General features: G+C 59.8%; 17 protein-coding genes. 5 read left to right on the top strand and 12 right to left on the bottom strand.

What is annotated here, in order from left to right; genetic code table 11:
- Window positions 1-37 precede the first annotated feature (37 nt).
- The 4 genes from flhA to H147_RS19660 are packed head-to-tail and all read left to right on the top strand — an operon-like array spanning window position 38 to window position 4,312.
- Window positions 38-2,068: a flagellar biosynthesis protein FlhA gene (gene flhA / locus H147_RS0111585; protein WP_019955538.1), complete on the top strand. Its 2,031-nt coding sequence runs from the start codon at window positions 38-40 to the stop codon at window positions 2,066-2,068.
- Entirely contained in the window at window positions 2,065-2,847 is a 783-nt protein-coding gene (locus H147_RS0111590; RefSeq protein ID WP_019955539.1) for a flagellar biosynthetic protein FliR, read from the top strand. Before flhA ends, H147_RS0111590 begins: the two co-directional genes overlap by 4 nt.
- Entirely contained in the window at window positions 2,844-3,926 is a 1,083-nt protein-coding gene (locus tag H147_RS0111595) for an EscU/YscU/HrcU family type III secretion system export apparatus switch protein (protein WP_019955540.1), read from the top strand. Before H147_RS0111590 ends, H147_RS0111595 begins: the two co-directional genes overlap by 4 nt.
- On the top strand, window positions 3,923-4,312 hold the full coding sequence (locus tag H147_RS19660; RefSeq protein ID WP_019955541.1) for a hypothetical protein: 390 nt from the start codon (window positions 3,923-3,925) through the stop codon (window positions 4,310-4,312). The genes H147_RS0111595 and H147_RS19660 overlap by 4 nt, the downstream gene beginning before the upstream one ends.
- Here H147_RS19660 and H147_RS0111605 read toward each other — a convergent pair.
- Genes H147_RS0111605 through H147_RS0111645 form a run of 9 tightly spaced genes read right to left on the bottom strand, consistent with a single transcriptional unit; the run spans window position 4,300 to window position 8,817 of the window.
- Window positions 4,300-4,800: a flagellar basal body-associated FliL family protein gene (locus H147_RS0111605; protein ID WP_019955542.1), complete on the bottom strand. Its 501-nt coding sequence runs from the start codon at window positions 4,798-4,800 to the stop codon at window positions 4,300-4,302. The genes H147_RS19660 and H147_RS0111605 overlap by 13 nt on opposite strands.
- A gap of 9 nt (window positions 4,801-4,809) precedes the next feature.
- The gene (gene flgH, locus H147_RS0111610) at window positions 4,810-5,532 is read right to left on the bottom strand and encodes a flagellar basal body L-ring protein FlgH (RefSeq protein ID WP_026352452.1); all 723 of its coding nucleotides are present in this window, start codon (window positions 5,530-5,532) and stop codon (window positions 4,810-4,812) included.
- A 14-nt stretch (window positions 5,533-5,546) separates the two neighbouring features.
- Window positions 5,547-5,963 carry a flagellar basal body P-ring formation chaperone FlgA gene (gene flgA, locus H147_RS0111615; RefSeq protein ID WP_019955544.1) on the bottom strand — a complete coding sequence of 139 codons (417 nt, stop codon included), beginning with the start codon at window positions 5,961-5,963 and terminating at the stop codon, window positions 5,547-5,549.
- The gene (gene flgG / locus H147_RS0111620; protein ID WP_019955545.1) at window positions 5,960-6,745 is read right to left on the bottom strand and encodes a flagellar basal-body rod protein FlgG; all 786 of its coding nucleotides are present in this window, start codon (window positions 6,743-6,745) and stop codon (window positions 5,960-5,962) included. The genes flgA and flgG overlap by 4 nt, the downstream gene beginning before the upstream one ends.
- A 12-nt stretch (window positions 6,746-6,757) precedes the next feature.
- Complete coding sequence (locus tag H147_RS0111625; RefSeq protein ID WP_019955546.1) at window positions 6,758-7,474, bottom strand: flagellar hook-basal body complex protein; 717 nt, start codon at window positions 7,472-7,474, stop codon at window positions 6,758-6,760.
- A 2-nt stretch (window positions 7,475-7,476) separates the two neighbouring features.
- Window positions 7,477-7,746, bottom strand: a complete 270-nt coding sequence (locus H147_RS0111630) for a flagellar biosynthetic protein FliQ (RefSeq protein ID WP_026352453.1) — start codon at window positions 7,744-7,746, stop codon at window positions 7,477-7,479.
- Complete coding sequence (gene fliE / locus H147_RS0111635; RefSeq protein ID WP_019955548.1) at window positions 7,743-8,024, bottom strand: flagellar hook-basal body complex protein FliE; 282 nt, start codon at window positions 8,022-8,024, stop codon at window positions 7,743-7,745. The genes H147_RS0111630 and fliE overlap by 4 nt, the downstream gene beginning before the upstream one ends.
- 11 nt (window positions 8,025-8,035) lie before the next feature.
- The gene (gene flgC, locus H147_RS0111640) at window positions 8,036-8,428 is read right to left on the bottom strand and encodes a flagellar basal body rod protein FlgC (RefSeq protein WP_019955549.1); all 393 of its coding nucleotides are present in this window, start codon (window positions 8,426-8,428) and stop codon (window positions 8,036-8,038) included.
- A 5-nt stretch (window positions 8,429-8,433) separates the two neighbouring features.
- The gene (locus H147_RS0111645; RefSeq protein WP_019955550.1) at window positions 8,434-8,817 is read right to left on the bottom strand and encodes a FlgB family protein; all 384 of its coding nucleotides are present in this window, start codon (window positions 8,815-8,817) and stop codon (window positions 8,434-8,436) included.
- A gap of 85 nt (window positions 8,818-8,902) precedes the next feature.
- On the opposite strand from H147_RS0111645, the gene H147_RS0111650 reads away from it, so the two are divergent.
- Complete coding sequence (locus H147_RS0111650; RefSeq protein WP_019955551.1) at window positions 8,903-10,264, top strand: FliI/YscN family ATPase; 1,362 nt, start codon at window positions 8,903-8,905, stop codon at window positions 10,262-10,264.
- A gap of 308 nt (window positions 10,265-10,572) precedes the next feature.
- On the opposite strand, the gene H147_RS0111660 is transcribed toward H147_RS0111650, so the two are convergent.
- From H147_RS0111660 to flaF, 3 genes are read right to left on the bottom strand one after another with little or no spacing between them, the layout of a single operon-like run.
- Window positions 10,573-11,385, bottom strand: coding sequence for a DUF1217 domain-containing protein (locus tag H147_RS0111660; protein ID WP_019955553.1), 813 nt, complete (start codon window positions 11,383-11,385; stop codon window positions 10,573-10,575).
- Window positions 11,385-11,786 (bottom strand): flagellar biosynthesis repressor FlbT, encoded by a 402-nt coding sequence (gene flbT, locus H147_RS0111665; protein ID WP_019955554.1) that lies wholly within the window; start codon window positions 11,784-11,786, stop codon window positions 11,385-11,387. Before flbT ends, H147_RS0111660 begins: the two co-directional genes overlap by 1 nt.
- The gene (flaF, locus tag H147_RS0111670; RefSeq protein ID WP_026352454.1) at window positions 11,786-12,160 is read right to left on the bottom strand and encodes a flagellar biosynthesis regulator FlaF; all 375 of its coding nucleotides are present in this window, start codon (window positions 12,158-12,160) and stop codon (window positions 11,786-11,788) included. The genes flbT and flaF overlap by 1 nt, the downstream gene beginning before the upstream one ends.
- Window positions 12,161-12,243 lie beyond the last annotated feature (83 nt).

The raw sequence follows: 12,243 nt of genomic DNA on the forward strand, positions 1-12,243 counted from the left end.
CATTTTTCAGCCGACTATCCTGCTGGCTCTGGCCTTGATGGCGATCATCGTGATGATGATCCTGCCGATGCCCGCGTGGGTGCTTGATATCGGTCTTGCCGCATCATTCGCGCTGGCGATCCTGATATTCACTGTGACCCTTTTCATAGACCGCCCATTGGATTTTTCCGCATTCCCGACAATCCTGCTGGCGTCCTTGATGCTGCGGTTGTCGTTGAACGTGTCATCAACCAAGCTCATTATCGGCGAAGGACATACCGGCACCGATGCCGCCGGCGAGGTGATCGAAGGCTTCGCCATGTTCGTGATGGGCGGCAATGTGCTGTTGGGGCTTGTCGTGTTTTGCGTGCTGCTGATCGTGAACTTCGTCGTCATCAACAAGGGGGCAACCCGGATGGCCGAAGTGGGTGCACGGTTTGCGTTGGATGCCATGCCCGGAAAGCAGCTGGCCATCGACAGCGATATGTCGGCAGGGGCCATTGATCACCAGGAGGCAAAAGCGCGGCGGGAACGTGAACAGGCAGAAACAACTTTTTTCGGCTCTCTCGATGGTGCGTCCAAGTTTGTAAAAGGCGATGCGATCGCCGGTCTGCTGATCACAGCCCTGAACCTGGTGATGGGGCTGATCATCGGCATCACGGTCCATGACATGCCGCTTGGGCTTGCCTTCGAAACCTATGCAATCCTGACGGTCGGCGACGGTCTGGTATCGCAGATTCCGGCCGTCGTCATTTCAATTGCCTCGGCGCTTTTGCTTGCGCGCGGCGGTGCAACCGGCGCGACGGATCTCGCGCTGGTGGCGCAATTGGGCCGCCATCCTGCGGCTCTTGCGACTGTGGCTGTCCTGATGGTCCTTTTCGCCCTGGTGCCGGGCTTGCCGTTCGTTCCGTTCATTACTGGTGGCCTGGTCCTCGGCGGCTGCGCCTATGCGCTGGCCTCGGCGGCACAAAGAAAATCGGCCCAAGCAGACGGGCACGCACCGACGAAAGAACAGGCGACGATACAGGAATCCATCGGCGATATGCTGGATCTGGACGATATCCATGTCGAATTCGCGCCAGATCTCGTGAATATGGTGCTTGATCCGGGTACTGGCCTTGATGCCCGGATCGTCAATATGCGCAATCATGTCGCGACCAGCTTTGGCGTGCTCCTGCCCGAAATCCGGCTGACCGACAACGCCGCTTTGCCGCCGGGATGCTATGTGATCAAGATTCAAGGTGTTGAACAGGTGCGCGACGTCTTGCGTCCCGGTCTGATTCTGGCGTTGCTCAACGACACGGACGGCCCCGACATGCCGGGCACGACCGTGAAGGAGCCTGTCTATGGCGCGCCTGCCCGTTGGATTGACCCCAGCCGACAAGACATCGCGGCACTGAACAATCTGACGACAGTGCAACCGACCGAAGTACTGGCAACGCACCTGCTCGAAATCGTGAAACGGAACTTTCCCCGATTGTTGACGTTCAAGGCCCTGCGCCGGCGGTTGGACGAAATGGTCAACCTGACCGACAGGGCGCGCGGCGATGCCAACCGCAAGATGCTTGACGAGCTGATACCCGACAAAGTGCCCGTTGATGTGTTGTTGTCCGTCTTGCGCCTTCTTCTGGAAGAACGGGTGTCAATTCGTAACCTGCCCCTGATCATCGAGGCGACGGCAGAAGGGCGGCAGATGTATCCGTCGGTTGACGGCGTGACGGAACATGTGCGCCAGCGGCTTGGTTTTCAGCTTGTCGCTGCGCTGCGCCGCCCCGATGGAACAATCCCGCTGATCCAGCTCGCCCCGGAATGGGAGGACACGTTCACCAGCTTCGAAATCCGGTCTGACCGCGCCGCCGGGGACGTGGCCCTGCCACCGGAACGGTTCAACGAACTTGCCGACGGCTTGGCCGAAAAGCTGGGGCAGGCGGCCAGTGCCGGGGCCTATGCCGCAGTGGTCACGACCATGCGGCGGCGGCGGTTTCTGCGGACAGTGATGACGGCGAAGGGCATCATGAACCCTGTTTTGTCCTTTGAGGAAATCGGGATAGATGCACGTCCGGCGCTTGTGGGCCTGGTGCCTGCATGATCGCGGAACTGCTACCGCTGGTCCCGTTTTCGCAGGCCTATCTTTGGGCGGGCTTTGCCGTTTTCATCCGGGTCGGGGCGATGATGGCGGTGTTGCCCGCGTTTGGTGATCAGCCGGTTCCGATCAGGGTGCGTCTGGTGTTGGGGATCATGTTTACCTTGATTGTAGCACCGGCGGTCAGCGAGGGTATCGGATCTTTGCCTGCGACGATGCCTGCTGCGGTGATCTTGCTGGCACCTGAAGTCCTGACCGGGCTTTTTTTTGGTTTGTTTTTGCGTTTTTTTATTCTGGTCTTGCAAATCGCGGGCTCGATCGCTGCACAGGCCACGTCGTTATCCCAGATTTTCGGGGGCACCGCAGGTGTCGACCCGCAACCTGCCATCGGGCACATGCTTGTCGTGGCGGGTACCGCCCTTGCGGCATTGTCGGGTCTGCATGTTCAGGCGGCGGCCTATATGATCCACAGTTATATGCTGGTCCCATTCGGCACCGGGTTGGACCCGCGGCTTGTCGCGCAAACCGGGGTAGAGCAGGTCGCCCGCACGTTCAGCCTTGGCTTTTCACTGGCCGCGCCGTTCTTGATTGCATCATTGATCTATAATGTCGTGCTTGGCGTGATCAACCGCGCGATGCCGCAACTGATGGTGTCTTTCGTCGGTGCGCCCGCCTTGACCGCTGGCGGATTGCTGTTGCTGCTTCTGGCCGCGCCCTTGATGCTGAGCGTCTGGATCCTGGCGTTCACAGATTTCATGAGCAACCCGTTTGGGACCCCCCGATGAGCGATGATGAAGAAGGCGCTGACAAACCGTTCGAACCAAGCCAGAAAAAACTGGACGACGCCCGTGCCAAAGGCGAATTTGCAAAATCCGTCGATCTGACGGCAGCTGCGGGGTACGGCGGTTTCTTTCTGGTCTGCCTGTCGATCGGTCAGGTCACGCTTGTGGCGCTGGGCGATTCGATGCTCGTTATGCTGGAACAATCCACGGAAACCGCGGCATTGGTCTTTGACGGATCAGGTACAGCGATCATCGGGGGCATCATCTGGTCGGCAGCGGCCCCCGTGTTGCCGTGGTTCGCGGTGCCCGCGGTGCTGGCGTTGCTGATGGTCGTTGCGCAGCGCGCACTGGTTTTTACCCCGTCCAAGATCGCGCCCAAGCTTAGTCGAATTTCGCCTTTGGCCGGCATCAAGAACAAGTTCGGGCGTCTGGGGTTGTTCGAGTTTTTCAAGAGCATGGTCAAGCTGATCATCTACACGGTGATCATGGGTGCGTTTCTCTATGCGCAGATCGACGTGATCATCGGATCGGTCCATTTGCCGTCTGCCTTGGTCATGGCGACGTTGGGCGACATGGTGGTTCTGCTGGTCGGGATCGTCTGTGTTGTCGCGCTGCTGATGGGGGGAATCGACTATCTGTGGCAGGCGGGCGAACACCTGCGCAAGAACAGGATGAGCCGCAAGGAAATGATGGATGAGCTCAAGCAATCCGAAGGCGATCCGATGATGAAGCAGCAGCGCCGCATGCGGGGTCAGGAAATCGCGATGAACAAAATGCTGGCGGATGTCCCCCAAGCCGACGTCGTCATCGTGAATCCGACCCATTATGCTGTCGCCCTGCGATGGGATCGACAGGCAGCCTCCGCGCCGGTCTGTGTGGCAAAAGGTGTGGACGAAATCGCCGCGCGGATCAGGGAATTGGCGCACGAGCATGCAGTACCCGTCCATTCCGACCCGCCGACCGCGCGGGCACTGCATGCCGCTGTCGCAATCGGCCAGGAAATCGCACCCGATCATTATCAAGCGGTTGCTGCCGCGATCCGATTTGCCGAGGCTATCCGTCAGAAGGCGCGTAAGCGGTGACCCGACGTCTTGGCAGGATCACCGACCTGCAAAATCTCACAGATCTTGCGCTGCGGGCGGCGCAGGCCGATTTGGCCGCGCTCAAGGCCAAAGAAGCGGATTTGCGCCAGAACCTGATTGCTTTGTCGGGGCAAAAGACCCGTGATCCGCGGCCCTTGCATGACCCGGCGCTGGTCGCAGGGGCAGATTTGCGGTGGCAGCGTTGGGTGGATCAGCGCCGTGCCGCGATCAATGCCGAGCTGGCACAAGTCATGGCGCTGATCGACAACAGCCAGCGGCGCTTGCGTGGCCTGTTCGGTCGGGATCAAGCCGCCCGCGCACTGGCCGACCAGGTGCGGAAGGACCGTATGCGGCTGATGCGGCGCGCCACAGACTACGAATCCTGACGGACGATATCCATGATCAGCACATCGGTGACGTCATCGCCGATCACGCTGCGGGCTGTCTGTAGCAATTCGTTCCGCAAAGCCCGCATATTGGTGCCTTCGGTGAAGTTACCGGAAAACCCGCCGATATTGGCATGGTCGAACATGTCCTGCAAAAGCCCGTCGCGGAGTTTCGGTTCGGCCGCAAAGACGTTCGCGATACTGCCTGGAACGACCTCAAGGTTCAGCGACAAGACCACCATCGCCGCGACGCGGCCATTCTCTACGACCGGAATGACGAACTGGTTGTTCAACCGGGCATATTCGCGTGCCGGTCCGATGTCCGGTTCGGCCGCTGCGGTGGCGGCGTGGCCTTCCGAAATGTCACCGCAAGGCCCTGTTTCCTGCAGGGCAAGGTCCTTTTCATCGGGCTGCAACATCAGGCCGGCGCCGATACCAGCCCCGGTACCGACGAGGGTCAGGATCGCCGGAATAAGAATGGCTTTCATGGTGTCTCCTTAAAACGGTAGCAATCTTTCAAGTGTCTGCTGGCCGTATCTGGGTTGCTGCATGTCGGTGATCTGGCCGCGACCGCCATATGAAATCCGCGCCGAGGCGATCTTGTCATAGGTGATCTCGTTCTGGCGGCTGATGTCCGCTGGCCTGACAAAACCGGTGACGATCAATTCGCGCAATTCGTAATTTACGCGAACCTCTTGTTGTCCGACGATGGCCAGGACGCCATTGGGCAGCACATCCGTCACGGTCACGGCGACGCGCAGGGTCAATTGTTCGTTGCGGCGCACGGTCCCGTTGCCGGTTGCGTTGCTTTGCGAATTCAGATCCACAAGCGACCCGAACGTGGCGCCGTCCGGCAAACGCGGCCCAAGTCGCTGTGGGATGCCCAAAAGTTGCGGCACGCCTGCCTGCTGCGACGCCGACCGGGACCGGTTGGAGGTATTGGTGATCGATGCGCTGTCGTCGATCTCGATCACGACGGTCATGATGTCGCCGCGCTGGCGGGCCCGGTTGTCGCCCAGCAATGATCCGCGCTCTCCGGTCCACAAGGATGCCTGCGGTGACGGACCGAGCTGGGTGGTCGACACGATCTCGGGCATGCCCGGATTGATCATCGCATCGCGTTCCGAGTTGAACTGCTGCGGTGTGAAAGGCGGCGGCGCACCGATCGGCGTGGTGCTGCACCCAGCAAGGCACACAAGCAACACAAAAGCAGGGCGCATACGATGTCCTTTCATCATTGCGACACATATCCCGCACCATCGAGGCCGATCCGCGCAGTGACCGTCGCGCGCGAGGTCAGGTTCATGACGCGGATCAGGTCGCCCGGCCCGCCCCGGCCAAGCGCGCGGCCATCGGTCGAAATTGACAATCCGTCGTGTTGATAGGTCAGGATGATGATCTGGTTGCGTTCCACGACTGCGGGAAAACCGACATCACCCTGACGGATCGGGCGTCCGGCATAAAGCGCGACGCGGGTTTCCATGCCAATGATGCTTGTTGGGTCTGACACGCTTCCGGGGATGACCTGGTTGGAGGCCACCAGATCCTCGGCGGTGATAATGGATTGGGCGGGAATGGTGCGCGCGGCCAGCAACGTCTCGGCCGTTGCTGGCCCCGAAATCAGCGCCATGATCAGGATGTACGGCCTCATCGCAGTTGGACCATGGACCCGAGCATCTGGTCGGCGGCGGATATCACCTTGGAGTTGAGTTCGTAGCCCCGCTGCGCCTCGATCAGATCGGTGATTTCACGCACCGGATCGACGGAGCTGTTTTCAAGATAGCCCTGTCGTAGCGCGCCCAACCCATCCTCGCCGGGGGTGCCCACCGCGGACGGACCGGATGCCGGGGTTTCAAGAAACAGGTTCGATCCGATCGCCTCCAATCCTTTTGGGTTGGTAAAGCCGGCCAGCGTGAATTGCCCCAACAATTGGGGTTCGATCTGGTCGTCGAAAAAGCCGTAGACCTCGCCTTCGGCGTTGATCGCAACCGACCGCGTGTCGCGGGGAACCGTGATGTCGGGCACAACGGGGTAGCCGTCGGATGTGACGATCAGGCCATCGCCGGTCAACTTCAGCCCGCCATCCCTGGTAAAGGCGGCCTGACCGTTCGGCAACGTCACCTCAAGATACCCGTCACCTTCGATGGCAAGGTCCAGATCGCCGCCGGTCGCGCCGAGGGCGCCTTGACTTAGCATCACGGTCACCGCGCTTGCCCGGACGCCAAGGCCAAGCTGCACGCCGGTCGGCACGGCGGTTCCGTCCGAGGCGTTGATCGTGCCAGGCCGGACAAGTTGCTGATAATGCAGATCGGCGAATTCCGCGCGGCGGGCGTTGTAGCCCGTCGTGTTCATGTTGGCGAGGTTGTTGGAAATCACCTCGACCCGCATTTGCTGGGCCGTCATGCCCGCAGCGGCAATTTTCAAGGCACGCATGTCTTTTCTCCTTTACGACCGGATCGCTTCGATCACGCTACGAATGCGGTCATGTTCTTTTTCCAGAAAGCTTTGACCCAGCTCATAGGCGCGCTGGACTTCGATCATGCGGCTGATCTGCTGGATCGGATTGACGTTCGCGCTTTCCAGAAACCCTTGCAGGATGCGCCCATCCGGTGCGGCGTCGATCCCGCCACGGGGATCGAACAGAGTCCCGCTTTCGCGGATCATCTGGTTGGGATCCGCGGGCGTGAACAGACCGATCTGCCCGATGGGCGCCCCATCGGCGCTGATCGTGCCATCCGCGCCGATCCCGATGGGCCCCGCACCGACAGGCACGAAAACCGGTGCGCCCCCTGCATCAAGCACCTGATATCCGTCCGCGGTAACCAGATCGCCAAGCTCATTCGGGCCAAAGACGCCGGACCGCGTCAGGCGCTGCCCTTGCGGTGTCTCGATCAGGAAAAACCCATCCCCTTCGATCGCAAGATCAAAGGTGCCGCCTGTCTGCGCAAGGCTTCCTTGGGTCATGACAGTATCCCGAACCCGCGCTGTCGCCATCGACAGCGATTCGTTACCGGGACCCAGCGCCGTGATGTATTCCGAAAACAGGATGCCCTCTGCGCGGTACCCGGTGGTCGAGGCATTGGCGATATTGTTCGCAATGACCTGCATTTCCTGCAAAAGACCAGATTGCCGGGTCAGCGTTGTATACGTCGCATTGTCCATGCCTAGCCTCCGGCAATGATCGGGATGAGCGTATTCTTGAACAGGTCGACAAGGGTCTCGGACATGAACGCCATGGTGATCCAGAAAATCCCGATGATCGCGGCCAGTTTCGGGACGAAGGTCAGCGTCATTTCCTGCACCGATGTCAGCGCCTGGAACAGGCCAACAACCAGCCCGGCCGCCAAAGCGACGGTCAGAATGGGGATAGAGATCACGAAGGCGACCCAAAGTCCCTGACGCAGGGTGTCGTAAAACAATGCCTCTGACATTATACCGGCATCCGCAGGATTTCCTGATACGCCTCGACCACGCGGTCACGGACCGTCACTGCCGTCTGCACCGCCAATTCGGTCTGGGCCAAGGCCTGCACAAGGGCATGTGGGTCGGCCCCGCTGGTCATGGACTGCATTGCGATGGTTTCGCCGGCCCGCAATGTGGCCATGAAATCCTGCGCAACGCTTGCGAAAGCCGCGCCCGATGACCCTGGATCCGGCGCCATTGCGGATTTGCTGGCGGCGTAATTCTGGGCAACAAGTGCGCTGAGTTCCATTCTGAATCTCCTTATTTCCGAAGAAGGTCCATCAAGGCCGAGGACATCTGCCTGACCTGATCGAACATCTTGAGGTTGGCTTCATAGCTGCGCTGCGCCTCTCGTGCGTCGGCGATTTCCAGCAGCAGGTTGACATTGGACCCTTGGTAATAGCCGCTACCGTCGGCCAACGGATGTGCCGGATCGTAGATCCGCGCGAGGTCGGTCTGGTCCAGGCGCATGGGGCCCGTTGTCACCGATCCGGTGCGCTGCCCTTGGGTGACCTGTTCCTCGAACGAAACGATCTTGCGACGAAAACCGGGTGTATCGGTGTTCGCGATGTTTTCGGACACATGCCGTAAACGGTTTGCTTGGGCTTTCATGCCGCTGGTCGCAACGGACATGGCATCTGAGAAATCGTTCATGCGCGTCACCCCCGACCAAGCGTTGTGCGCAGAATCGTCATGCCATGCCGATAGATGGCGAGCGCGCGGCTGTGTTCACGCGCGACCGCAACCGACGCCAACATTTCGTCTTCCAGTGACACGTTGTTGCCGTTCGGGGATGGTTCGCTGCGTCCCGCGACAGGGCGGGCGGCTATTGGCGTAACGTCAGGAGCCTGATGCCCGGGCCGTGTTTGGCGCAAGGTCGGTGCGGGATTACTGCCATACACGTCGCGGAACGGGGCGATCTCTTGCGCATGGTAACCCGGCGTGTCGGCATTCGCGATATTGCGCGTGACAACGGCCTGACGTGCCCCTGCATGACGGGCCATCGCGCCGGCGGTCTGGAACAGCTCCAGTGATTGATACATCGAGGATTCTCCTCTGCTGGTTTCAATCATTGATTAAGGGCGATTCCTTAAGAACAGGTGTGCAGTTCATCCAAAGGAAGCCTTCATGTCACATTATCTGCTTGATCAGGTCCGCAATGCGGTCGGCCGGCTTGATCCGGTCCATGCCGGTGGCCGTGTTTGTGGTGTCGCGGGTGGGACTGTCCAGATCGGCGCCCTGCCGTCGCATGTTCAGATCGGCGATCGTGTCCGCATTCTCGCACGACCAATCAATCTGTCGGGGGAAATCGTGCGGCTTGATCTTGGATCCGCGCATGTGCTGGCCGATGGCGCGGTCGATGGCGTGTCGATCGGTGACCGCGTGATCATTGATCCTCCGGTGGCTTTCGCGCCGGATGATAGCTGGATCGGGCGCGTGATCGACCCGGACGGCAACCCGCTGGATGCGCGCAGCTTGCTGCCGGGGCCGCTGCCGCGGTCGTTGCGATCCGCGCCGCCTGCACCGCATCATCGCCGGGGCTTGGGTGTCCGTCTGGAAACGGATCTCGCGGTTTTCAACACGCTCTTGCCTATCGTTCAGGGCCAGCGGATCGGCCTGTTCGCCGGGTCTGGCGTTGGCAAATCCACGCTTTTGGGCGATCTGGTGCGCGGCAATTCGGCGGATGTCATCGTGATCGGGCTGGTTGGTGAACGGGGGCGCGAATTGCGGCATTTTGTCGATGACGTACTCGGCTCCGAAGGCATGGCGAAATCGGTTATTGTGGCGGCCACGTCGGACCGCGCCCCGCAGGTCCGGCGTCGCTGCGCATGGGCCGCGATGACATTGGCAGAGCATTTTCGCGATGCCGGCAAACAGGTTCTGCTGATCATCGATTCGGTGACGCGGTTCTGCGAAGCCCATCGTGAGGTCGCGGTCGCCGCAGGCGAACCCGCCAATTTGCGCGGCTATCCTGTTTCGACCGGCGCCGCGATAGCGGGCCTTTGCGAACGCGCGGGTCCCGGTGCCGGCGACATGGGCGACATCACGGCTGTCTTTTCGGTTCTGGTCGCGGGGTCGGATATGGATGAACCCGTCGCCGATATGTTGCGCGGTGTACTTGACGGGCATGTCGTGATGGATCGGGAAATTGCCGAACGTGGCCGTTTTCCGGCTATTGATGTGCTGCGGTCGGTGTCCCGTGCTTTGCCTGCGGCAGCAACGCCCCAGGAAAACAGCATGATTGCGCAGGCGCGGTCACATCTGGCGGTCTATGAAAAATCGGCGCTGATGATCCAGGCAGGCCTTTACGCACCGGGTTCGGACAAATCGATTGATGCTGCAATTGCCTGCTATCCAGCCTTGGACAGTTTTCTTACAATCAAGGACGGCCGCGGAACGCTGGCCCATTTCGCAAAACTGCGCCAGGCGATGGCGGGCAATGGCGGTGAAATGAAGACAACATTTGGTGACGTCGGCAAGCGTGCTTGATCTAGCCCATCCGGACGGACAACGTGTCGTAACCTGGGTGGGTGGATCCGCCCTGGTCTTGAAGCTGGGGGCGATCCGGTTGCTTTTCGACAGCGGCAGCAAAGATTACAATCTGCTGATTGCGACGCGGTCGGGTCGAAAAGAGCCTGCCTGAGGTTCTGACGCTTGCGAGTGCGCGAGATGGTTCCCGAGTCAGTAGCCGCGCTCCGACAGTTTCACCTCAGATCGTCGTTGTTGCGCTGTCACTGTGATGTGCAACGGCATGATTACCACGAACGATCCTGCGGCCATTGCGAAATGCGGCAGCCCTAGGCCAAGCGGCCCACCCGTGGCATCGACTGAAGCAGGCTCAGCGCAGCGGATGCGCCGGACAGTGCTGCAGATTGTGATGCTTCGGATCGGACCAGAAACATGCGTATAAGCTTTTCCTGCTGTGCCGGGTCCGAAAAATCAGCCATCGTCTGAGTCCCGAAGTTCGCCTGTGCCCGCGATTTGAAGATGTCTCGTTGCTTGTCGATATCGATGCTGGCAATGCTCGCGGGCAGGCCAAGCGCCGTTTCGAATACTTTGCGCAACGGCGTATTGCCCATCATTGAAAACCATTGTGCCCCATCGCTGGAGTTGCGTGAAACGATATCGGCGATGCCCGATTGCAGGTTCAAAGCCAGTCTCAGGTCGTTGTTCTGTACGCCGACCGCTCTTTCGAACTGGCGTTTTTCATACCTGGTCGTCATTTCCGAGGCAAAACCGGATAGAATCGTACGCGGAACAGGACGGTCCCCAAATCCGAAAGCGCGGCTGAATTCCGCATAGCGATTATCAGCCAGGCGGTTTGCGAGGGCGTCGTCCTTGATCGTGCCATCCTCAAGCACTTTACGGATGAAAAACCTGTTGTTGATGTCGTCATCAAGGCCGAATGCGCCAAGGGCGACGGACAGAAGCCGCCGATCATTGACAAGGTCAGCTGCGCTGGTGACGTTGCCGATATTCTCGCGGAAGTAATCAGTCGCGCGTACCACGGGTTGGCTTTTTGCAAAGGCCGCCTGTTGAGGTTCCAGCGTACGTTCAAGAAAACGCCAACCGACATATCCCGTCAGTGGAACAACCGGTTGGAAACTCATCATGTAGACGCCGCAAGAAGCCGCGCTTCGCGTGGCAGCAAATTGCGGAGGGACTTCAAGGTCCGATAGAAATCGTTTTCGGTAACGGCAACGGTCGCTGCGGTCAGGCTGGCCCGGCTGTCGTCGTCACGCAAGGCTTGGCTCAATTGTTCGATGCCCAGCAACAACTGCCGCCTTGCGTCGACAGGGGTGGCGTCCCCGGACAGGGCAAGCTGTGCGATGTAACAGACTCGTCGCACCGGCGTATTGACCTCGTCAGGGCGGATGGCGTCGCGCAAACGCAGGATGTTCGCGTTTGGTGTCAATATCGACAAACGTGTGCGCCGATCGCCGTTTTCGATAACTGCGCCATTCACCAAAATCCGTTCGCGCGGGTTGAGTTTGAGAACGAGGCCCGACATCAAGGTTCAACCTGACCGTTCAAGCCGCGCATCACGGACACATTGATGTCGACCAACGCCTGGACATCAGCTTTCCCTGCCAGCACCTTTTGGCTGTGCCGATCCGTGAATTCAGCAAGATAGAAGAGTTTCGCGCGCAAATCAGGCGGCAAGTGGTTATCCTGATCAGCGACACTCGCGGCAAGCGCGGCCCAGATGCGCCGGTTATCATAAATCGCGGAGGCAAGTGCAGGGAAATTCACGACATCATCCGACAGGGTGCGGCGTAACCGAGCAGTGACTTGGCTGAGCAGCTGCGATTCGATCGCACGGTCCGTTCGAATAGCCATCTGGGTCGGGGCATAGGCTTGCCGGGCTTGTTCAATAACATTCACAGGGGAGGTCCTTTCAGGACTTTGCTGAACAATCTGCTGTTTTCATGCAGTAACGGGGTAACGGTGCCGCTGCTGCGGCACCG

The sequence above is a fragment of the Yoonia vestfoldensis DSM 16212 genome, from assembly GCF_000382265.1.
Classification (GTDB): Bacteria; Pseudomonadota; Alphaproteobacteria; order Rhodobacterales; family Rhodobacteraceae; genus Yoonia; species Yoonia vestfoldensis.